The sequence below is a fragment of the Rahnella sp. BCC 1045 genome (assembly GCF_019049615.1).
GTDB lineage: Bacteria > Pseudomonadota > Gammaproteobacteria > Enterobacterales > Enterobacteriaceae > Rahnella > Rahnella contaminans.
The window spans coordinates 22,299-44,022 of the sequence record NZ_JAFMOZ010000135.1 but is presented as its reverse complement, the minus strand read 5'-3'; the positions used below and the strand labels follow the sequence as shown (position 1 = coordinate 44,022).

The 21,724-nt window shown below is 50.2% G+C and carries 21 protein-coding genes and 1 other annotated feature; of the genes, 8 read left to right on the top strand and 13 right to left on the bottom strand.

Annotated elements, in window-relative coordinates; translation table 11 throughout:
• Positions 1-73: 73 nt before the first annotated feature.
• The 8 genes from ihfA to thrS all read right to left on the bottom strand — a co-directional run bounded on the left by ihfA (position 74) and on the right by thrS (position 7,285).
• Positions 74-370 carry an integration host factor subunit alpha gene (ihfA, locus tag J1782_RS17600; protein ID WP_004089944.1) on the bottom strand — a complete coding sequence of 99 codons (297 nt, stop codon included), beginning with the start codon at positions 368-370 and terminating at the stop codon, positions 74-76.
• Between the two features lie 4 nt (positions 371-374).
• On the bottom strand, positions 375-2,762 hold the full coding sequence (pheT, locus tag J1782_RS17595) for a phenylalanine--tRNA ligase subunit beta (protein WP_217153621.1): 2,388 nt from the start codon (positions 2,760-2,762) through the stop codon (positions 375-377).
• Positions 2,763-2,776: 14 nt separating this feature from the next.
• Positions 2,777-3,760, bottom strand: a complete 984-nt coding sequence (pheS, locus tag J1782_RS17590) for a phenylalanine--tRNA ligase subunit alpha (RefSeq protein ID WP_152325692.1) — start codon at positions 3,758-3,760, stop codon at positions 2,777-2,779.
• A 99-nt stretch (positions 3,761-3,859) separates the two neighbouring features.
• Positions 3,860-3,984: a sequence feature (Phe leader region), on the bottom strand.
• On the bottom strand, positions 3,935-3,979 hold the full coding sequence (gene pheM, locus J1782_RS17585) for a pheST operon leader peptide PheM (RefSeq protein ID WP_106120997.1): 45 nt from the start codon (positions 3,977-3,979) through the stop codon (positions 3,935-3,937). (Overlaps the previous feature by 45 nt.)
• Positions 3,985-4,109: 125 nt before the next feature.
• Positions 4,110-4,466, bottom strand: coding sequence for a 50S ribosomal protein L20 (gene rplT, locus J1782_RS17580; protein ID WP_056773451.1), 357 nt, complete (start codon positions 4,464-4,466; stop codon positions 4,110-4,112).
• A 42-nt stretch (positions 4,467-4,508) separates the two neighbouring features.
• Positions 4,509-4,706: a 50S ribosomal protein L35 gene (gene rpmI / locus J1782_RS17575; RefSeq protein WP_013576135.1), complete on the bottom strand. Its 198-nt coding sequence runs from the start codon at positions 4,704-4,706 to the stop codon at positions 4,509-4,511.
• A 95-nt stretch (positions 4,707-4,801) separates the two neighbouring features.
• Entirely contained in the window at positions 4,802-5,353 is a 552-nt protein-coding gene (infC, locus tag J1782_RS17570; RefSeq protein ID WP_013576136.1) for a translation initiation factor IF-3, read from the bottom strand.
• Positions 5,354-5,356: 3 nt separating this feature from the next.
• Positions 5,357-7,285: a threonine--tRNA ligase gene (gene thrS, locus J1782_RS17565; protein WP_101077102.1), complete on the bottom strand. Its 1,929-nt coding sequence runs from the start codon at positions 7,283-7,285 to the stop codon at positions 5,357-5,359.
• A 289-nt stretch (positions 7,286-7,574) separates the two neighbouring features.
• Here thrS and J1782_RS17560 point away from each other — a divergent pair, with 289 nt between their 5' ends.
• A complete protein-coding gene (locus J1782_RS17560) occupies positions 7,575-8,258 on the top strand; it encodes a MarC family NAAT transporter (protein ID WP_152325690.1) in 684 nt (227 codons plus the stop codon).
• A 24-nt stretch (positions 8,259-8,282) separates the two neighbouring features.
• On the opposite strand, the gene J1782_RS17555 is transcribed toward J1782_RS17560, so the two are convergent.
• Positions 8,283-8,918 carry a transglycosylase SLT domain-containing protein gene (locus J1782_RS17555; protein WP_152326331.1) on the bottom strand — a complete coding sequence of 212 codons (636 nt, stop codon included), beginning with the start codon at positions 8,916-8,918 and terminating at the stop codon, positions 8,283-8,285.
• A 322-nt stretch (positions 8,919-9,240) separates the two neighbouring features.
• On the opposite strand from J1782_RS17555, the gene J1782_RS17550 reads away from it, so the two are divergent.
• Positions 9,241-10,110 (top strand): fructosamine kinase family protein, encoded by an 870-nt coding sequence (locus J1782_RS17550; protein ID WP_217153620.1) that lies wholly within the window; start codon positions 9,241-9,243, stop codon positions 10,108-10,110.
• Between the two features lie 106 nt (positions 10,111-10,216).
• On the opposite strand, the gene J1782_RS17545 is transcribed toward J1782_RS17550, so the two are convergent.
• A complete protein-coding gene (locus J1782_RS17545; RefSeq protein WP_152325688.1) occupies positions 10,217-10,768 on the bottom strand; it encodes a YniB family protein in 552 nt (183 codons plus the stop codon).
• A 206-nt stretch (positions 10,769-10,974) separates the two neighbouring features.
• On the opposite strand from J1782_RS17545, the gene hxpB reads away from it, so the two are divergent.
• The 5 genes from hxpB (at position 10,975) to J1782_RS17520 (ending at position 15,911) form a co-directional block, all read left to right on the top strand.
• Positions 10,975-11,640, top strand: coding sequence for a hexitol phosphatase HxpB (gene hxpB, locus J1782_RS17540; protein WP_217153619.1), 666 nt, complete (start codon positions 10,975-10,977; stop codon positions 11,638-11,640).
• A gap of 306 nt (positions 11,641-11,946) precedes the next feature.
• A complete protein-coding gene (gene kduI / locus J1782_RS17535) occupies positions 11,947-12,783 on the top strand; it encodes a 5-dehydro-4-deoxy-D-glucuronate isomerase (protein ID WP_152325686.1) in 837 nt (278 codons plus the stop codon).
• A 77-nt stretch (positions 12,784-12,860) separates the two neighbouring features.
• Positions 12,861-13,622 carry a 2-dehydro-3-deoxy-D-gluconate 5-dehydrogenase KduD gene (gene kduD, locus J1782_RS17530; RefSeq protein ID WP_217153618.1) on the top strand — a complete coding sequence of 254 codons (762 nt, stop codon included), beginning with the start codon at positions 12,861-12,863 and terminating at the stop codon, positions 13,620-13,622.
• A 152-nt stretch (positions 13,623-13,774) separates the two neighbouring features.
• Positions 13,775-14,332 carry a metal-dependent hydrolase gene (locus tag J1782_RS17525; protein WP_104922575.1) on the top strand — a complete coding sequence of 186 codons (558 nt, stop codon included), beginning with the start codon at positions 13,775-13,777 and terminating at the stop codon, positions 14,330-14,332.
• 187 nt (positions 14,333-14,519) lie between these two features.
• A complete protein-coding gene (locus J1782_RS17520) occupies positions 14,520-15,911 on the top strand; it encodes an L-cystine transporter (protein ID WP_217153617.1) in 1,392 nt (463 codons plus the stop codon).
• A gap of 75 nt (positions 15,912-15,986) precedes the next feature.
• Here J1782_RS17520 and kdgR read toward each other — a convergent pair whose 3' ends face one another.
• The gene (kdgR, locus tag J1782_RS17515; RefSeq protein ID WP_152325683.1) at positions 15,987-16,778 is read right to left on the bottom strand and encodes a DNA-binding transcriptional regulator KdgR; all 792 of its coding nucleotides are present in this window, start codon (positions 16,776-16,778) and stop codon (positions 15,987-15,989) included.
• A 239-nt stretch (positions 16,779-17,017) separates the two neighbouring features.
• On the opposite strand from kdgR, the gene J1782_RS17510 reads away from it, so the two are divergent.
• Positions 17,018-18,415, top strand: coding sequence for an MFS transporter (locus tag J1782_RS17510; protein ID WP_217153616.1), 1,398 nt, complete (start codon positions 17,018-17,020; stop codon positions 18,413-18,415).
• Positions 18,416-18,478: 63 nt separating this feature from the next.
• Here the strand turns inward: J1782_RS17510 and htpX are convergent, their stop codons facing one another.
• Both htpX and prc read right to left on the bottom strand, forming a co-directional pair.
• Positions 18,479-19,357, bottom strand: a complete 879-nt coding sequence (gene htpX / locus J1782_RS17505; RefSeq protein WP_152325681.1) for a protease HtpX — start codon at positions 19,355-19,357, stop codon at positions 18,479-18,481.
• A gap of 284 nt (positions 19,358-19,641) precedes the next feature.
• A complete protein-coding gene (gene prc, locus J1782_RS17500) occupies positions 19,642-21,714 on the bottom strand; it encodes a carboxy terminal-processing peptidase (protein ID WP_165056876.1) in 2,073 nt (690 codons plus the stop codon).
• Positions 21,715-21,724: the final 10 nt, after the last annotated feature.

Below are 21,724 nucleotides of genomic sequence, written 5' to 3'. Positions count from 1 at the left end.
GAACTTACGTGAGGATGATCACAAAAAATAGGTAAAAAAAAGGCCGCTTTCGCGACCTTTTTGATGATTTTACTTATTCTTTCGGAGTGGCATTCTCAACACGACTTTTCAATTTCTGTCCCGGACGGAAAGTCACCACACGACGCGCCGTGATCGGAATATCTTCGCCGGTTTTCGGGTTACGTCCCGGACGTTGGTTTTTGTCACGCAGATCAAAGTTGCCAAAGCCAGACAGTTTTACTTGCTCGCCATTTTCCAAAGCACGACGGACTTCTTCGAAAAATATTTCAACAAGGTCTTTGGCATCCCGTTTGCTCAGCCCGAGCTTCTCAAACAGGTGTTCTGACATTTCAGCTTTAGTAAGCGCCATAGGTTCAATCCCTCAAGGATGCTTGGAATCGCTGTTTTAGAGCCTCTACGCATTTTGCAACGGTAGCGGCGATCTCCTCTTCTTCCAGTGTACGGGCGGTATCCTGCAACACCAGACTGATAGCCAGGCTCTTATAACCCTCAGCTACGCCCTTGCCACGGTACACATCAAACAAGTTTACGCCAACTACCTGATTTGCGCCAACTTTCTTGCACTCTGCCAAAATATCGTCTGCGGGCACGTTTTCAGCCACAACAACAGCGATGTCACGACGGTTCGCCGGGAAGCGGGAAATCTCTTTCGCATCAGGCAGTACGCGGTCTGCGACCTTATTCCATAACAGTTCGAAGACAACAGTACGGCCATTGAGATCGAGTTTACGTTCCAGTTCCGGGTGTACTACACCAATGAAACCAATACGTTCGCCGTGTAAATAAATCGCTGCGCTCTGCCCAGGGTGCAGTGCAGGATTTGCTTCAACCTTGAACTGTACATCGTTCATTTTGCCGGTAAGCTCAAGAATAGCCTCAAGATCACCTTTCAAATCGTAGTAGTCAACTGCCTGACGCGCCAGATCCCAATGCTCTTCATTTTTCGTACCGGAGATCACACCGGACAGCATGACGTCCTGACGGATACCCAAATCGGCTTGTGTATCAGGCACAAAGCGCAGGCCGCTTTCAAATAAGCGCACGCGACTTTGCTGACGATTTTGGTTATTGACTACCGCACTCAGCAGACCAGACCACAGAGAAAGACGCATTGCCGACATTTCTACCGAGATCGGGCTTGGCAGAATCAGCGCGTCTTCACCCGGATGCAGCAGAGCCTGAACTTTTGGATCAACAAAACTATAGGTGATCGCTTCCTGGAAACCACGGTCAACCAGCAGATTTTTCACACGTTTGAGTGACAAATTCGCTTCACGGTGTTTAGTCATCACCAGGCTGGCTTTCACCGGGACATCTGGAATGTTGTTGTAGCCGTAAACACGCGCCACTTCTTCCACCAGGTCTTCTTCAATTTGCATATCGAAACGCCAGCTTGGCGCGACAGCGACCCAGTGATCGCCATGATGCTGAACCTGACAGCCCAGACGGGTCAGAATGTCCGTTACCTGCGCATCTTCAACGTGATGCCCAATCAGGCGATCCAATTTTTCGCGACGCAGGGTAATGGTTGCAGCTTTCGGCAAGTCAGCTTCTGACGTTACGTCGATAACCGGACCCGCTTCGCCACCACAAATGCTCAGCAGTAACGCGGTTGCACGTTCGATGGCTTTGAATTGCAGTTGTGGGTCAACGCCACGTTCATAACGGTGCGAAGCGTCGGTGTGCAGACCCTGACGGCGCGCGCGGCCGGTGACAGACAGCGGAGCAAAGAATGCAGATTCCAGCAGCACGTCCTGAGTTTCATCGTTCACACCAGAATGTTCACCACCGAAAATCCCAGCCATCGCCAGTGCTTTACCGTGATCGGCGATCACCAACGTGTCTTCGTTCAGTTTAGCTTCAGTGCCATCAAGCAGAGTCAGCGCTTCATCTTTTTTCGCCATACGCACAACGATACCACCGTCGATACGGTTCAGGTCGAAGGCGTGCATTGGCTGACCGAGTTCAAGCAGCACATAGTTTGTGATATCGACGACGGCATCGATTGAACGCGTCCCACAGCGGCGCAGTTTTTCACGCATCCACAATGGCGTAGGCGCCTTAACGTTGATGCCTTTGACTACGCGGCCCAGATAACGCGGACAAGCCTGAGGAGCCTGAACATCGATAGAAATAGCAGTATCAATAGTGGCTTTAACCGGATTCATTTCCGGCTCAACCAGCGGGAGCTGGTTAATCACCGCAACGTCACGCGCCACGCCCAGAATACCCAGGCAATCCGCACGGTTTGGCGTCACGCTGATTTCAATAGTCGTGTCGTCCAGTTTCAGGAATTCACGAATATCGGTGCCAACAGGCGCATCCAGCGGTAACTCGATGATGCCATCGTGATCATCTGAAATCGCCAGTTCAGAGAATGAACACAGCATGCCTTCAGACGGTTCGCCACGCAGTTTGGCTGCCTTGATTTTGAAATCACCCGGCAATACCGCGCCCACGGTGGCGACAGCAACTTTAAGGCCCTGACGGCAGTTTGGTGCACCACAAACGATGTCCAGCAGACGGTCGCCGCCGACGTTTACTTTTGTTACGCGCAGTTTGTCTGCATTCGGATGCTGACCACATTCGACCACTTCACCCACTACGACGCCGTTAAAAGCGCCCGCGACAGGTTCAACGCCATCGACTTCCAGGCCAGCCATGGTGATCTGGTCTGATAATGCTTCGCTGCTGATGGCTGGGTTTACCCACTCACGCAACCAGAGTTCACTGAATTTCATGTGATATTCCCGCCTTACTTAAACTGTTTGAGGAAACGCAGATCGTTTTCGAAGAATGCACGCAGATCGGTCACGCCATAACGCAGCATGGTCAGACGCTCCATCCCCATACCGAAGGCAAAACCAGAATACACTTCCGGATCAATACCGACGTTACGCAATACGTTCGGGTGCACCATGCCGCAACCCAGCACTTCCAGCCATTTCCCGTTTTTGCCCATAACGTCAACTTCCGCAGAAGGCTCGGTGAACGGGAAATAAGAAGGACGGAAACGGATCTGCAAATCAGCTTCAAAGAAGTTGTTAAGGAAATCGTGCAGCGTGCCTTTCAGGTTGGAGAAGCTGATGTCTTTATCAACAATCAGGCCTTCCATCTGATGGAACATCGGGGTGTGAGTCTGGTCGTAATCGTTACGATAAACGCGGCCCGGCGCGATAATACGGATTGGCGGTTGCTGATCTTTCATCGTGCGGATCTGAACGCCGGACGTCTGAGTACGCAGCAGGCGCTTAGCGTCAAACCAGAAAGTGTCGTGGTCAGCACGGGCCGGGTGGTGGCCGGGGATATTCAGAGCATCGAAGTTATGATAGTCATCTTCAATTTCCGGACCGGTTTCCACGGTAAAGCCGAGTTCGCCGAAGAAAGTTTCAATGCGGTCGATAGTACGGGTCACCGGATGCAAACCGCCGTTTTCGATACGACGGCCTGGCAGGGAAACATCAATCGTTTCTTCTGCAAGACGCGCATTCAGCACAGCGGATTCCAGCGTATTTTTCCGCGCATTCAGGGCTTCCTGAACCTGCGTTTTCGCTTCGTTGATCACTGCGCCTGCTGCCGGACGTTCTTCCGCTGGCAATTCACGGAGGGTCGTCATCTGGAGTGTCAGGTGGCCTTTCTTACCCAGATATTCGACACGCACGTTATCCAGCGCGGCGATATCCTGAGCACTCTCTACGGCTGCCTTGGCATTGGCAACCAGCTCTGCGAGATGTGGCATTGCTTTCCTCTTCTTCTGGCCAATATGGCCCGATGTAAAATAACCGTTATTAATCAGGGGCGCGATTTTGACCCTGAACCTTAGTGTATAAAGCACAGATACAAAAAAGCCTCCACAAGGGAGGCTTAGGCGCTACTTTTCGTTTCTTCTCTTACGCGCGAAAGCCTTCCTGAGTCAGGCGCTAAAGTAAAAAAAGAAACGGAAAATAGCAGCATTCATGCTTGCGTTACCTTAATGATTGTCTTTCTTGTGCATGGACGTAAACGGGACTGTCAGTATTAAACAACGAATCAGCCTGTTTTTAAACACAAAATATAAAAGAGGGAGCAAGCTCCCTCTTTCACCTGACTTACGCCAGTGCTGCTTTCGCTTTTTCGACCAGAGCGGCAAATACCACTTTGTCGAATACTGCGATGTCAGCCAAGATCTTACGGTCAATTTCAATAGAAGCTTTTTTCAAGCCGTTAATGAATTTGCTGTAAGACATGTCGTTCTGACGAGCTGCTGCGTTGATACGCGCGATCCACAGCTGACGGAACTGACGTTTCTTTTGACGACGGTCACGGTAAGCGTATTGACCAGCTTTGATAACAGCCTGGAATGCAACACGATATACGCGAGAACGGGCACCGTAGTAACCTTTCGCCTGTTTTAAGATTTTCTTGTGACGTGCACGTGCAATCACACCACGTTTTACGCGAGCCATATGCTCTCCTGAGTTTTATATTCTAGATTAAAAAAAGTGTATTTATGCGTACGGCAGACATGCAGAGACCAGACCCAAATCGTTCTTGGATACCAGGCCTTTTGGACGCAAGTGACGTTTACGCTTAGTAGCTTTTTTGGTCAGAATATGACGCAGGTTTGCGTGCTTACGCTTAAAACCACCGTTGGCGGTTTTTTTGAAGCGTTTAGCGGCGCCGCGTACTGTTTTGATCTTTGGCATTTTAAATTCCACTTCGCATTGTTATTAACATGAATCAGAAAGGCGAATCCAGCATACGCGGTGCGAACACCGCGTAGCAGGATTACTTGGAAGCCTTACTGTTTCTTCTTAGGTGCGAGCACCATGATCATCTGACGACCTTCGATCTTCGTAGGGAAGGATTCGACAACGGCCAGTTCAGAATCTTCACACAGGTCTTTACGGACGCGGTTAAGCACTTCCATACCGATCTGTTGGTGCGCCATTTCACGCCCACGGAAACGCAGGGTGATTTTAGCTTTATCGCCATCTTCCAGAAAGCGAATCAGGTTGCGTAGTTTGACCTGATAGTCGCCATCATCGGTACCAGGTCGGAATTTGATTTCCTTAACCTGAATAACTTTTTGTTTCTTTTTCTGCTCTTTGGTCGACTTGCTCTTCTCGTAGAGGAATTTGCCGTAATCCATGATTCGACAAACTGGCGGCTCGGCATTCGGACTGATTTCTACTAAATCGACGCCCGCTTCCTCAGCTTTTTCAAGAGCTTCATTCAGACTGACAATACCAATCTGCTCGCCATCGACGCCGGTGAGGCGAACTTCTTGCGCGCGAATCTCTTTGTTAATGCGATTAGGACGCGCCGGTTGAACTCGTTTTCCGCCTTTAATACTTTATTCCTCCAGTTGATGAAGACTTCTGCTGCGGATTTCCGCCAGCAGTTTGTCAACGACTTCGCTAACATCCATGCTTCCTAAGTCTTTGCCGCGGCGGGTACGAACAGCAACTTTGCCTGATTCGACCTCTTTATCGCCACAAACTAACATGTAAGGAACACGGCGCAGCGTGTGTTCGCGGATTTTAAAGCCAATCTTCTCATTTCTCAAGTCGGCTTTAACGCGAATGCCTGCATCTTGCAGTTTTTTAGTTAATTCTTCGACATACGGCGCTTGTGAATCAGTAATGTTCATGATCACAACTTGCACCGGCGCCATCCAGGTCGGGAAGAACCCGGCGTATTCTTCGGTCAGAATACCGATGAAGCGCTCCATGGAACCCAGAATAGCACGGTGAATCATTACCGGGACCTGACGGTCGTTGCTTTCGCCAATATAGGAGGCGTTCAAGCGACCTGGTAATGAAAAGTCGAGCTGCACGGTACCACACTGCCACGCACGATCCAAACAATCGTGCAAGGTAAATTCAATTTTCGGACCGTAGAACGCACCTTCACCCGGCTGATATTCGAATTCAATCTTGTTTTCGGTCAGTGCTGCGGCCAGGTCATCTTCTGCCTTAGTCCACATTTCGTCAGTACCAATGCGCTTCTCAGGACGGGTGGACAGTTTCACCACGATCTTTTCGAAACCAAAAGTGCTGTACATGTCGTAGACCATGCGAATACAGCTGTTCACTTCGTCACGAACCTGCTCTTCAGTACAGAAGATGTGGGCGTCGTCCTGAGTGAAACCACGAACACGCATCAGGCCATGCAATGCGCCCGATGGCTCATTACGGTGACAGCTGCCGAACTCGGCCATACGCAGCGGCAGGTCTCGGTAGGACTTCAGACCCTGGTTGAAGATCTGAACGTGACCCGGACAGTTCATCGGTTTGATGCAGTATTCACGGTTTTCAGAAGACGTGGTGAACATCGCTTCTTTGTAGTTTTCCCAGTGACCTGTTTTTTCCCACAGTACGCGGTCCATCATGAACGGACCTTTGACTTCCTGATAGTCATAAGACTTCAGTTTCATACGTACGAAGGCTTCGAGCTCACGGAAAATAGTCCAGCCGTCGTTGTGCCAGAACACCATGCCCGGCGCTTCTTCCTGCATGTGATACAGGTCGAGTTGCTTACCGATTTTACGGTGATCGCGCTTGCCGGCTTCTTCCAGACGCTGAATGTAGGCATTAAGTTGCTTTTTGTCTGCCCAGGCAGTGCCGTAGATACGTTGCAACATTTTATTGTCGCTGTTGCCACGCCAGTAAGCACCGGATGTTTTCTGCAGTTTGAAATGATGGCAGAAACGCATGTTCGGTACGTGCGGGCCGCGGCACATATCGACGTATTCTTCATGATGATACAGGCCCGGACGATCATCATGGCTGATGTTTTCATCCAGAATCGCGACTTTATATTCTTCACCACGGCTTGCAAAGGTATCGCGCGCTTCCTGCCAGCTGACTTTCTTTTTAATAACGTCGTAATTCTTTTCAGCCAGTTCGTGCATGCGCTTTTCAAGCAGTTCAATGTCTTCCTGAGTGAGCGTACGATCTAAATCGACGTCATAATAGAAGCCATTATCGATAACCGGGCCGATAGCCATTTTGGTGTCTGGCCACAATTGTTTGATGGCATGACCCAAAAGGTGCGCACAGGAGTGACGCAAAATTTCAAGACCGGCTTCGTCTTTAGCGGTGATGATCGCCAGTTGCGCGTCGGTTTCAATCAGATCGGTTGCATCAACCAGTTCGCCGTTAACACGACCAGCGATACAGGCTTTCGCCAGACCAGGACCGATATCGAGAGCAACATCAAGAGGTGAAACGGGGCGATCAAAAACGCGCTGGCTTCCATCAGGAAGAGTAATGACAGGCATGTTAATTCCTTAATCTACAGTGGTGCCCCACACGACAGAGCACATCTAGAAAAATATTTGAGTTTAATTTCATGTAGTTATTCACGCTATTCAGCTTTACTTTGCCAAATATAGGCACCCTGGAATACATCACGTAATTGTATCGGGATGCGACGTGAAAACAGACAGCGAGTTTACCACCCGTAAAGTGCGAATTTCCAGCAACCTGTGTTGCTTAAGATGGATATTTTTCGTGTAATCCCCTCCGGACACGCTAAGGTAAACATAAACGCTTTTTAAAGGGAAATTTATGTCAGAAGTCAGCCTGTTATTCCAGGCCATCGGATTGGGTTTAGTGGTGATTCTTCCGCTGGCAAATCCGTTAACCACCGTTGCCCTTTTGCTTGGGCTATCCGGAAACATGACAGCTCAGGAGCGAAATCAGCAGTCACTGATGGCCTCGGTATATGTTTTCATTATCATGATGGTCGCCTACTACGCCGGACAACTGGTGATGAATACCTTCGGGATTTCAATTCCCGGCTTGCGTATTGCGGGCGGTCTGATTGTCACATTTATCGGTTTCCGAATGCTTTTCCCTCAGCAACACGTTGAAGAGAAAGTACTGATGGAGAATAAAACCGAGGAGATGAAACGACAGGATTCACCGAATATCGCGTTTGTGCCGCTGGCGATGCCCAGCACCGCGGGTCCGGGTACTATTGCGATGATTATCAGCAGCGCATCAACCATAAGAGAAGGTTCAGATTTTCCTCACTGGGTAATTTTAGTGGCGCCGGTGCTGATTTTCTTTCTGGTCAGCCTGATTTTATGGCTCACATTGCGCAGTGCGGGCGGCATTATGCGTCTGGTTGGGAAAAGCGGGATTGAAGCAATTTCGCGGCTGATGGGATTCTTGCTGGTCTGTATGGGCGTGCAGTTTGTGATTAACGGCGTGACTGAAATTATTTCTCATTTCCCGCCAGCAGCCTGATTCGCTACTGACGGGAAACGGAACTTAACGCATCGCCAGATAGGCGCTGTTCACTTTCCACAGATAACGCGGAGCCTGAGGCGCCGGATGTTTCTGCTGCACATGCTGGTAAAACTCTTGCGGAGACATCTGATTAATTTTCGCAATTGCGTATGTTTTATCTTTCGCGAAAGTTCTCAGTAATGCTCCAGCCCCGTTAACGTAGGCCACCGTCGTTGCATAACGACGGGTTTCCGGATTACTGATCCCCGCCAGCTGCTGCTGGAGGATACTCAGATACGCCGTGCCCAAGTCGATATTCATCGCGGGATCTTTCAGTTCATGAGCGCTGGGCTGCCCGTAACGTCCTTTCATCCGGTAGGCATCGCGTCCTGCCGTTGAGGCCTTTAGCTGCATTAACCCAATCGCATTCGATTTACTGACAACGGTTGGGTTATATCCAGATTCAACCTGAATGATTGCTTTAACAAGTGTTTCGTCGACGCCGTAAGTATTTGCCGCCTGGTGAATAACATCACCATAAGGCCCCGGATGCATTAATGAAGTTTCGCTTTGTATGGGTGGCGATGGATTCAAAAAATGCGTGGTTTTAACCGGTGTTTCTTTAGCGCAACCCGCCAGTAAAAGCGCGGCCATCAAATAAAGAATTTTTGGTTTCACGTTTTCTCTCTCGCGACTGGGACGAGGGCTAGCATATACATCTTCTTCCCACACCTGAATATATTTTTAGTCTATTATTATTATTGTTTTGTTAAACAAGGGGGTTAGACACATGTCGATAAGACAATTCTGCATATAAAACCTCTTTTGCGTCACATATTCTGAAATTAACAGATTCATTGATTACACTCTCAGTTCAGTCACGACACAATTCGCATAAATTAACAGCATCATCTGATTCAGCCGTGCGCGGGATCGGGTTTTTGAACCACAAAAAACGCTAACTTAATGAATTATCGGGCCAGTCAGAAGGGGTGATACCATGTGGCAAGCCGTCAATCGTTTGTTGAGTGAACACCTGGGCAGTGCTGAAATCCGCGAACGTGTTGAACTGCCGGGAGGAGAAATTCACTCGGCCTGGCGGTTGAGCTACGGTGACAGGGATGTATTCGTGAAGTGCAATGCGCGCGAAATGCTCCCTATTTTCGCGGCTGAAGCCGATCAGCTCGCACTGCTTGCCCGAAGTCAGACGGTTCGCGTGCCAGAGGTTTATGGTGTTGGCAGCGATCGTGACTACAGTTTCCTGCTGCTGGAATATATCCCGCAAAAGCCTCTGGATGCCCATAACGCCTACATTTTAGGGCAGCAACTTGCCGCGTTACATCAGTGGAGCGAGCAACTGCAATTCGGTCTTGATTTCGATAATGAGCTGGCGACCCTACCGCAACCCAACAGCTGGCAGCGGCGCTGGGCGACATTCTTTGCCGAACAGCGTATCGGGTGGCAGTTGCAACTGGCGGCGGAAAAAGGAATGACGTTCGGCAATATCGAAGATATCACAGCAATGGTTCATGCCCGCTTACAGAACCATCAGCCTCAGCCTTCTTTATTACACGGCGATTTATGGCCGCACAACTGTGGCCTTTCCGAACACGGACCGGTCATTTTCGACCCCGCCTGTTACTGGGGCGACAGGGAATGCGATCTGGCTATGCTTCCGCTGTATCCTAATGTTCCGCCACAATTATATGACGGTTATCAAAGCAGAACGCCGCTTCCGGATGACTTCATTTCAAGACAGCCAATCTACCAGTTATATTACCTGCTAAATCGCAGTAATTTATTCGGAGGGCAGCACCTCGTTGTTGCTCAGCGCGCTATTGAAAGACTTCTCCACGACGATATTAATTAGCCTGGTAAATGTTTTACTGCATAAACAAATAAGGCCTGAATAATGAAGATATTCAGGCCTTATTTATGAGAATGATAAATCAGATCTTACAGAAAGTAATCTCAGATCAACCTGCAATTAAACCTAATAATTTCAAAATGAAATACGCAACGACTGCAATAACGATGGGCAGAATATAGAGCGGAAAATACTGCACCAGAATCGTATGTCTCGGGATGACAATCCGTTCTTCAATCTGTGGTCGTGTACGCCCTTCTGCACCTTTCGCCTGCTCAAGGATCAGTTGATCCTGGATCCCTTCACGGATATGTTTCACCTGACGGGACATTCTTGCGCCGGATGCCTGTAACGCAAGACCGACAAAAATCAGCCAGTAGATAATAAAGAATACGATGTTGGCGGTGGTCACGCCCTGCCCCAAAGCGGGTACGGGGGAGTTGTACCAGAAAACGTTAAGAAACGAGGTGTTGAACTTCACCATATCGACCATCACGTGGACGAAATCCAGCATAACGGCATTGATGCCCTGCTCAGTTTTAGTGTGTTCATTAATAAAATTAAGCAATGAAATCAGTGTTGAAAGCAGCGCAGGGATAAAAATAATCCATCCTGCAATCCGTTTAATCACTGCCACGCGTCCGGCTTGTTGATACGTCATGAATTCCCCTTGTTAGGACACCTAAAGCAACACGTAAGTTTACCCACAGAAAGTATTTTGCGCCCAATGTTTTAATCAGTTACTGGCGTTGCCTGCCTGAAACAGCGTTCCTGACGGTTTTCCTGACCGTCCCTATATCGCATTTCACCCTCAGAACCGGCGGTGTTAGAGTAAAGCCTTAATTCACTTTTACGGAGTCCGCTTTCATGGCTTATGTTCGCCCTGTTAATGCAGCAATTTTCGATATGGATGGTCTGTTAATTGATTCTGAACCACTTTGGGTTCAGGCAGAACTGGACGTTTTTGGTAGCCTCGGCGTCGATATTTCTCAGCGACATTTACTGCAGGATACGCTGGGCTTGCGCGTCGATCAGGTGGTCAGAATGTGGTATCAAACGCTGCCATGGCAAGGGCCGACGCAGGACGAAGTGTCTAAAATGATCATCACGCGCACCGTCGAACTGGTGGAACAAACACGCCCTTTGCTGCCGGGTGTGAACCAGGCACTTGAGCTGTGTCGTGACAGCGGTCTGAAAATTGGCCTCGCGTCCGCTTCTCCTTTATTTATGCTCAGGGCGGTTCTTGAGATGTTCAGCCTGCAATCCTATTTTCAGGTGATCACTTCGGCAGAAAACCTGCCTTTCAGTAAACCGCACCCGGAAGTTTATCTGCTCGCAGCCGGTGAATTGCAGGTTGACCCTCTGAACTGCGTCACGCTGGAAGATTCCTTTAACGGGATGATTGCCACGAAAGCCGCACGCATGCGCTCGATTGTTGTTCCCGCCAGTGAGTATCGCGAAGATCCGCGTTGGGCGCTTGCCGACACGAAACTCGCGACCCTTGAAGCTTTAGAGCCAGCACATATCCTCTGAGACCTATTCCTGGGTAAACCGGCGCAAAGCCACCCCGCTTCTGTGCCGTTCCCTGCTTCAACCTGACTTCGCATTTTCCCTGCCACATTTCCCCGGACAGCGTTTAATTTCGCGAACCATGAACTGCCTCATAAAATAAATAAAACGTTATTTCATTTTTATTGAATTCATATGCCAATGAACCTATGCTGCGTTTAACAAGGACGAGCCGGGAACTCTCCTGCTTCTGTACGCTGTCACTGCCACGCAACGGTCAGACTCGCCCGGCACGTCCCCCTTTATTGCAATCCTATGAGAGGCACCGACATGCAAGTTCGTCAAAGCATCCACAGCGACCACGCCAAAACGCTGGATACCGCACAATTACGCCGCGAATTCCTCATCGAGAAAATCTTCGAGAAAAACGCCTGCACCATGACCTACAGCCACATCGATCGCATTATCGTCGGCGGTGTTATGCCCGCTGAAAAATCAGTTTCGATAGGTGATGACGTTGGTAAACAACTCGGCGTGAGTTATTTCCTCGAACGCCGCGAGCTTGGCGTGATCAACATCGGCGGGCCGGGGCTTATTGTGGTTGACGGAACAACTTATGAGATTGGTCATGAAGAAGCGCTGTACGTCGGCAAAGGCGGGAAGCACGTTGAATTCAGCAGCGTTGATGCCGCAAAACCCGCCAAATTCTACTACAACAGCGCCCCTGCGCACACGACGTTCCCTAACAAAAAAATCACGCTGGCCGAAGCGTCTCCTCAAACTATTGGCGACGCGGCCACCAGCAACCGCCGCACCATCAATAAATTCATCGTTCCTGACGTTTTAGAAACCTGCCAGCTGACGATGGGCTTGACGAAACTCGAAGAAGGCAGCCTGTGGAACACCATGCCTTGCCATACCCACGAGCGTCGTATGGAAGTGTATTTCTACTTCAATATGGAGGAAGAAACCGCCGTGTTTCACATGATGGGGCAACCACAGGAAACGCGCCATTTGCTCGTTCATAACGAACAGGCGGTCATCTCACCGAGCTGGTCAATTCATTCCGGTGTAGGCACGAAAAACTACACCTTCATCTGGGGAATGGTTGGCGAAAACCAGGTATTTGACGACATGGATCACGTCAAAGTCAGCGAACTGCGCTAACCCTTGTGCTCTGTTGCACGGCAGCGGAGCAAATCATCCATTAATGGCGAACGTGCCGTGCAAAAGAGACTTTGAATATGATCCTCAATGCGTTTGAATTAAGCGGCAAAGTCGCAATCGTGACCGGTTGTAACACCGGACTGGGCCAGGGTATGGCGCTGGGACTGGCACAAGCCGGTTGCGATATCGTAGGTATTAACGTTTCAGCGCCAAACGAAACGGCCGAAAAAATCACGGCAACCGGCCGCCGTTTCCTCGACCTTCGCGCTGACCTGAGTAGCATTACGGGCATTCCCAAACTCATCCAAAAAGCGGTCAGCGAGTTTGGTCATATCGATATTCTGGTAAACAACGCCGGTATCATTCGCCGGGAAGATGCTATCGAGTTCAGCGAGAAGAATTGGGACGACGTGATGAACGTGAACAGCAAAACACTGTTCTTCATGTCTCAGGCCGTGGCTAAGCAGTTCATTACGCAAGGTACTGGCGGTAAAATTATTAACATTGCGTCCATGCTTTCCTATCAGGGCGGCATTCGCGTTCCTTCTTATACGGCATCAAAAAGTGCCGTCATGGGCATCACCCGGCTGATGGCTAATGAATGGGCGAAGCACAATGTTAATGTTAACGCCATTGCACCGGGCTATATGGCGACCAACAATACTGAACAACTTCGTGCGGATGAAGATCGCAGCAAAGAAATTCTTGATCGCATCCCCGCCGGGCGCTGGGGCTTGCCGGAAGATGTCATGGGCCCCGTGGTATTTCTGGCGTCGAAAGCCTCGGATTACGTTAACGGCTATACCATTGCCGTTGATGGTGGATGGCTGGCGCGATAGCAACCCAATAAGTGACAATAAAAAGGCGTATTTTTATACGCCTTTTTCTTTTTTATCATATCGTTGACAATTAGTTACAGGGTGTCTCTTCCAAGATTGTGACAGTTTCACTTATACTGGATAAAATAACAGTTATCCAGTTCGGACGCGTCATGACGGCGGAAGGCCACCTCATTTTTTCAATTGCCTGTGCAGTGTTTGCGAAAAAGGCACAGCTCTCTCCGGAACTGGCGCACGGTGACTGGTGGCATATTATTCCGGGGTCGCTGCTGACGTGCCTGCTGCCCGACATCGATCATCCCAAATCACTGATTGGCCAGCGCCTGAAATGGATTTCCGCTCCGATCGCGCGGGCATTCGGGCACCGTGGATTCACACACAGCTTGCTTGCCGTCGCGGGGGGTATTTTCCTGCTACGCACCCATTTCCCTCATGACTGGGTGATCCCCATCGATGCCTTTCATGCCATGATAATTGGTTATCTGAGCCATATTCTGGCCGATATGCTGACGCCAGCCGGTGTTCCATTATTGTGGCCATGCCGCTGGCGTTTTCGCCTGCCGCTAATCAACAGTCAAAAAGGCAATCAGCTCGAACGTACGTTATGTCTGATGCTAGTCGGTCTGACGCTATTCTGGCCTGACTGGACGCCCATTATTGGTGCAATAAATCCGGATATTTTTAATCACATTCTGAAATTATTCATATGACAAGCATAAAATACCGCCATTTTGGTGATATTTGGTACGAATCAAACCTAAAAGTTATAAAGCATTCTTTTTGGATATAAATGTTCAGGTGCCAAACTGATATCCTGCTCACCATTGCTTTGGGATGGTGCAATCCCTGTCGGGAACACCCGTTTTAAATATCAAAACTATAAGTCTGGAGTTCGGTATGAATCTTCCGCTCGTTCTTAACGTAGTGGTTTTCGTTGTCCTCCTTTTGCTGCTGGCGCAAACCCGCCATAAGCAATGGAGTCTGGCAAAAAAAGTCTTACTTGGTCTGGCCATGGGTGTGGTGTTTGGCCTGGCTTTGCAGCTGATCTACGGTTCCGATGATCCGGTACTGAAAACCTCTATTACCTGGTTTAATATTGTCGGTAACGGCTACGTCCAGTTACTGCAAATGATAGTCATGCCGCTGGTTTTCGTCTCGATTCTGAGCGCGGTAGCGAAACTGCACAACGCGTCATCGCTGGGCAAAATCAGTTTCCTGACTATCGGTACCCTGTTGTTCACCACGCTGATTGCCTCGCTGGTAGGTATCTTTGTGACCGGTCTGTTTGGTCTGACCGCTGATGGGCTGGTTCAGGGGACGCAGGAAACCGCGCGTCTGACCGCTATCCAGTCCAACTACGTGGGCAAAGTGGCTGACCTGAGCGTGCCTCAGCTGATCCTTTCCTTTATTCCTAAGAACCCGTTTGCTGACCTGACAGGTGCAAGTCCGACGTCCATCATCAGCGTGGTAATTTTCGCAGCTTTCGTTGGCGTTGCGGCACTTCAGCTGGTTAAAGATGATGCTGATAAAGGCCCGCGCGTTCTGGCCTTTATCGATACCCTGCAAGCCTGGGTGATGAAACTGGTTCGTTTGGTCATGAAACTGACTCCATACGGTGTTCTGGCACTAATGACCAAAGTGGTTGCCGGTTCCAACATTCAGGACATCATTAAACTGGGCAGTTTCGTGGTGGCATCTTATCTCGGTCTGGCCATCATGTTCGTAATTCACGCTGTGCTGTTGTCTTTCACCGGCGTTAACCCGGCGAAATTCTTCCGTAAAGTCTGGCCAGTGCTAACCTTCGCGTTCACCAGCCGTTCCAGCGCTGCCACTATTCCGCTGAGCGTTGAAGTACAAACTCGTCGTCTCGGTATCCCGGAATCGATTGCCAGCTTCGCAGCATCCTTTGGGGCCACTATCGGCCAGAATGGTTGTGCCGGTTTGTATCCGACAATGCTGGCCGTCATGGTTGCGCCAACCGTGGGCATCAACCCGTTTGATCCGGTCTGGATTGCCACGCTGGTCGGCATTGTCACACTGAGCTCCGCCGGTGTTGCCGGTGTGGGCGGCGGTGCGACTTTCGCGGCTCTTATCGTATTACCGGCGATGGGTCTGCCTGTCACGCTGGTCGCGCTGTTGATCTCCGTCGAGCCGCTGATTGATATGGGCCGTACTGCCCTGAACGTAAGTGGTTCAATGACTGCCGGTACAATCACCAGCCAGCTTTTAAAACAGACAGACAAAGCAGTGATGGATTCTGAAGAAGCCGCTGAACTGGCTCATCGCTGATCCCGGTTCGCTGAAAACAAAAAACCGAAGCCAATGGCTTCGGTTTTTTTATATCTGCATTACTTATGCAAAGACTCAGAACGGGTAGTCGTGAAAACCAATCTGCTCAGAAATGTTGCGCGCGGCGGTATGCAGCATTTCAACGTAGTGCGCTTTGCTTTCTTCTGAGAAACGGATAGTCGGGAACGAAATACTCAGGCCAGCAATCACCACACCAAAGCGGTCAAACACAGGAACCGCTATGCAACGAAGCCCCTGTTCCTGCTCTTCGTTATCTTCGCCATAACCCTGCACGCGCACCTGATTAAGCGCAGTCTGCAAATCGGCGGCATTCATAATGGTGTTTTCAGTGCTGCGGGTAAATTCGATTTCCTGCAACAGGGCGCTGACTTCCGCTTTATCGCCCCAGGCCAGAAGCACTTTACCGATCGCCGTAGTGTGCAGCGGATTACGGCGGCCAATACGTGAATGCATGCGCAGGTTGTACATCGAATCGATTTTATGGATATAGACAATACCGTCTTCATCCAGTGCGCCAAGGTGGATCGTTTCGCGGGTCAGACGGGACAGTTCACGCATTTGAATATCAGCACTGCGGATCAGATCCACATTTTGCAGTGCTTTCGCCCCTAACTCGAATAACTTCAAAGTGAGCGAATACTTCTCAGATTCCCCTTCCTGCGCCACGTATCCCAAAGATTTCATCGTCTGTAAAAAACGGTAGACGGTACTTTTGGACATCATAACGCGCTGAGAAAGTTCAGTAATACCAATCTCCCGCTCTTCGCCCAGGGCCTGCAAAATGCCAAAAACTTTCAGAACGGAAGAAACAGAATCGGGTTGCTTATCAAGATCTGCGATAGCCATAGGATGAATTACCTGCTCGCGTGAGTTTTGTTTCAAAAAAAATAGAACGTAGTTTTTATTATAGTGGTAAGCATCGACGAGAAGCAATCTACCCGATGCGTGAGAATGTAAGAACTGTTAAGCCAGTTTCAGAACTGAGAGAACAGTAAAAAATTCATTACATCATGTGACAATTGTCACTTTAGCTTCATTAGCGTAGTAATATTCCCCTCTCTGATGACTACGCACTGACATAACTCATGACACCTACACCCAACGACGGGCTTCCCGTTCCACAGCGCTACGGTGCGATCCTTGCAATCGCTCTGGGTATTACCGTTTCGGTGCTTGATGGCGCAATCGCGAATGTGGCGTTACCCACTATTGCCAATGATTTTCATGCCAGCCCGGCGGCCTCAATCTGGGTCGTGAATGCCTACCAACTGGCAATAACCATTTCATTGCTCTCTCTGGCGTCTCTCGGTGATATTTTTGGCTATCGCCGCATCTATCAGACCGGCCTGCTGGTATTCAGCATTACGTCGCTCTTCTGCGCCCTTTCCGATTCGCTGCTGACGCTGACCGTCGCGCGCGTATTGCAGGGGTTCGGGGCTGCGGCGATCATGAGCGTCAATACCGCGCTGATACGCATTATTTATCCGCAACGTTTTCTGGGTCGGGGCGTCGGGATTAATGCGCTGATTGTTGCCGTTTCGTCCGCCGCAGGGCCGACTATTGCAGCAGGGATTTTGTCCGTCGCGTCGTGGCAGTGGTTGTTTGCGGTGAATGTTCCGATTGGTATTGTCGCGCTGATTCTGGGCCTGAAATTTCTTCCGGCCAACTCAACACGCAGTCAGGGGCAGCGTTTTGATATCACCAGCAGCGTGATGAATGCGCTGACGTTTGGCCTGCTCATCAGTGCAATCAGCGGTTTCGCGCAGGGTCTGAACCATCTGCTAATTTTGGGCGAAGTGATCGCGCTGCTGATTATTGGCTGGTTCTTTGTCCGCCGCCAGTTATCGAAACCTTTCCCGTTGCTGCCGGTGGATTTGCTGCGCATCCCGATTTTCAGCCTGTCGCTGGGTACGTCGTTGTGCTCTTTCAGTGCCCAAATGCTGGCATTCGTTTCACTGCCCTTCTTCCTGCAAAATACGCTGGGGCTGAACTCTGTAGATACCGGCCTGCTGCTGACGCCGTGGCCACTGGCAACGATGGTGATGGCACCAATCGCCGGCCGTCTGGTCGAGCGTTTCCATCCCGGAATGCTGGGCGGGATCGGGTTGATTATCTTTTCATTCGGGCTGTTTTCGCTCTCACTGCTGCCGCCAGAACCTTCACATCTGAACATTATCTGGCGCATGCTTCTGTGCGGTGCGGGCTTTGGTTTATTCCAGTCACCGAACAATCACACAATCATCAGTTCCGCACCGCGTAACCGCAGCGGTGGCGCCAGTGGCTTGCTGGGAACTGCCCGTCTTTTAGGCCAGACGACCGGTGCAGCAATGGTTGCCCTGATGTTTAACCTGTTCCCGTCACACGGGACGCATGCTTCGTTAATTATGGCCGGGACACTCGCCGGTGCAGGCGCGCTGGTCAGTCTGATGAGAATGACGCAAAAAACCAGCAGCCAGCAAGCCGCTGAGAGTACTAAACCGTAAGTTTCGGAAAGCAAAATGCCTGGCATAAGCCAGGCATTTTTTTACACATAAACGAACGGACATTTATTTGATGTACTGACCGCTGCGCAGCGCTTCGATACGTTTGTCCAGCGGCGGGTGAGACATAAACAGCTCGCTGAAAGACTTCGATTTGCCGTTTATACAAAACGCCATCATGCTGCCCGCTTCCTGCGGTTCATGGCTGGTTTTCAGACGTTGCAACGCTGCAATCATTTTTTCACGCCCTACCAGTTTCGCTGAACCGGCATCTGCGTAGAACTCGCGGTGACGCGAGAACCACATGGTGATAATGCTCGCCAGAATACCAAAGACCAGTTCAAGCACCGTCGCCACGGCAAAATAAATCATCGGATTGCCGTTACTTTCTTCGCCATCACGGTTTCCGGAAAGGAAACCAGAAGCCACCTGCGCAATCAGACGCGAAATGAAAATCACGAAGGTGTTCACGATCCCCTGAATCAGCGTCATGGTCACCATATCACCATTCGCAATGTGGCTGATTTCATGGGCAATAACCGCTTCGGCTTCATCCTGATTCATACTTTGCAGCAAACCTGTGCTCACCGCTACCAGCGAGGCATCACGGCGCGCTCCGGTTGCGAAAGCATTAATATCTGGCGCGTGATAAATCGCGACCTGCGGCATGGCAATGCCTGCCTGCTGAGACTGGCGACGAACCGTTTCCATCAACCAGCGCTCAGTTTCATTTCGTGGCTGCTCAATAACTTCACCACCCACCGAACGCAACGCCATCCACTTAGACATCAGCAACGAGACAAAAGCACCACCGAAGCCAAACAGCCCGGCCATGATCATCAGCCCCGGCACGCTGCTGGACTGAATGCCCGTCAGGCTTAACACCAGCCCAAAGACCAGCATAACCGCCAGGTTAGTCAGCAGGAACAACGCTATACGCATCATAAAATTTTACTTCCTCATTGTTACTTCGTTGTTATTGATTGAGTCACACCACCGGCACATAGCCTGCCCGGCTGTACTGATCCTATGGGCTTCTAGCACAGATTCAAGAGTCCCTGCCCGCTAAAGACCTAAAATCACAATACTTTACATTTTGAAGCGTTTTATTTCACATCCGTCGCTGAAATCTATGGAGTTCACATGCCCCCGCGAGCTTTCATGCCCGGTTTAGCGCATAAAAAAAGCGCACCGGAGTGCGCTTTTTCATCTGACCACCGGGTGAGGAATTATTTCGCCGCGGTCTGGTCGCCCTGAGCTTTTTCCAGATTGCCCAGGTCAACGGCAATGTGGTCAGCTTCATCGAGATAAGGGTCCGGTGCCACATAATCTTTCGGCAAGTCGTCGAGAGATTTCAGCGGTTTCTTACCTTCACGTTTGAAGCGTTCGTTCAGACGGCTCAGACGTAATGCATCGTCCTCTTTGTCCTCTTTATCACGCTGTGCGTAATTAAGGGAGGCGGTATCACGTTTGTCCTTCAGTGCTTTATAACGGGCGATATCCTGCTGGATGTACTGGAACTCAGGATCCTTCGCAATACGTGCTTCATGATCTTTCAGCAAGTCAGGCAGGAACGGTTTCATGTCGCCCATTTTGGTGTAAGTCGCCGCGTTGATGCTATCCCACGGAAGCGCGTTATCTTCGAACTTCTCACCCGTCTCAATCGATTCAATACCGGTTGGCATCAGAATATCCGGGGTAACCCCTTTACGCTGAGTGCTGCCGCCGTTGATACGATAGAATTTCTGGATTGTGTACTGTACGGAGCCTAGCGCAGGCCATTCCGGACGCAGCATCTGATCATAGATGCGGTTCAGTGAACGGTATTGCTGCACGGTCCCTTTACCGAAGGTCGGCTCACCGACAATCAGCGCACGGCCATAATCCTGCATTGCGGCTGCAAAGATTTCTGATGCTGACGCACTGAAGCGGTCAACCAGAACCACCAGCGGACCTTTGTAGTACACGACGCCATCGGTATCGCTGTCCTGACGGATACGACCGTTGTTATCGCGAACCTGCACAACAGGGCCACTTGGGATAAACAGACCTGACAGAGAAACCGCTTCAGTCAGGGCACCGCCGCCGTTGGTACGAAGATCGATAACCAGGCTGTTGACGTTTTGCTTCGCCATTTTCTGTAGCTGGACTTTAACATCGTCCGTAAGCCCCACATAGAAACCCGGAATGTCCATCACGGCCACTTTCTGATTGCCGACATTTTTGATGGTCATTTTGACTGCGCGATCTTCCAGACGGATTTTTTCGCGTGTCAGGGTAATAACATGGTTTTTAGCATTTTTGCCCGCAGGCAGGATCTGCAGGCGCACTTTGCTGCCTTTAGGCCCTTTGATGAGCGCAACGACGTCATCAAGACGCCAGCCGATCACATCAACAATTGGGGTTTGTTTGCCGGCCTGAACCTGGCCCACACCCACAATACGGTCGCCAACCGCAATGGCTTTACTCTTGGCCGCCGGGCCTCCAGCTACCATTGAATTGATGACGGTATAATCATCGTCACCCTGCAAGACGGCGCCTATACCTTCCAGAGACAAGCTCATTTCGGTATTGAACTGCTCGGTGCTGCGGGGAGAGAGATAATTGGTGTGCGGGTCAATTTCATGCGCAAAGGCATTCATCACCAGCTGGAACACATCTTCGCTGTTGCTCTGCGTCAGACGTTTCATCGCAAAATGATAACGTTTGGAGAGCACATCGCGGATTTCCTGATCGTTTTTGCCGGTCAGTTTAAGGTTCAGCTCGTCATATTTGACTTTCGCATCCCACAACTTATCCAGCTCAGCGCGGTCTTTCGGCCACGGTGCTTTACTGCGATCAAGCTCAATAGTGTCGTTGCCAGTGAAATCCATCGGACGCTCAAGCACTTTCAACGCGTAGTCATAGCGTTCAAAGCGACGTTTTTGCGCCAGATTAAATAAGGCATAAGGCGTAGTTAACTGACCGGATTTCAGTTCCTCACCCAAAGTGGCACGTTTGTCAGTAAACTGCGCCACGTCGGAAGCCATGAGTACGTTATGGCCATAATCGAGCATGTTGAGGTAACGGTCGAAGATTTTCGCTGAGAAATCTGCATTAAGGTCGAACTGACGATAATGTGAACGGGTAAAGCGTGCGGTCACACGCTCGCTTACCGTTGCATCTTGCGGATCTTGAGTCAAATTAGGGAGTTGAGCGAGAGTCACCGGTGCACTCTCGTTCGCTGCAAAGCTGGTATTCACCAGCCCTGCCCCTGCCATTAACAGACCCGCGATAACGCTTAATCTGACAAATTTGTTCATGCCTGAGTTG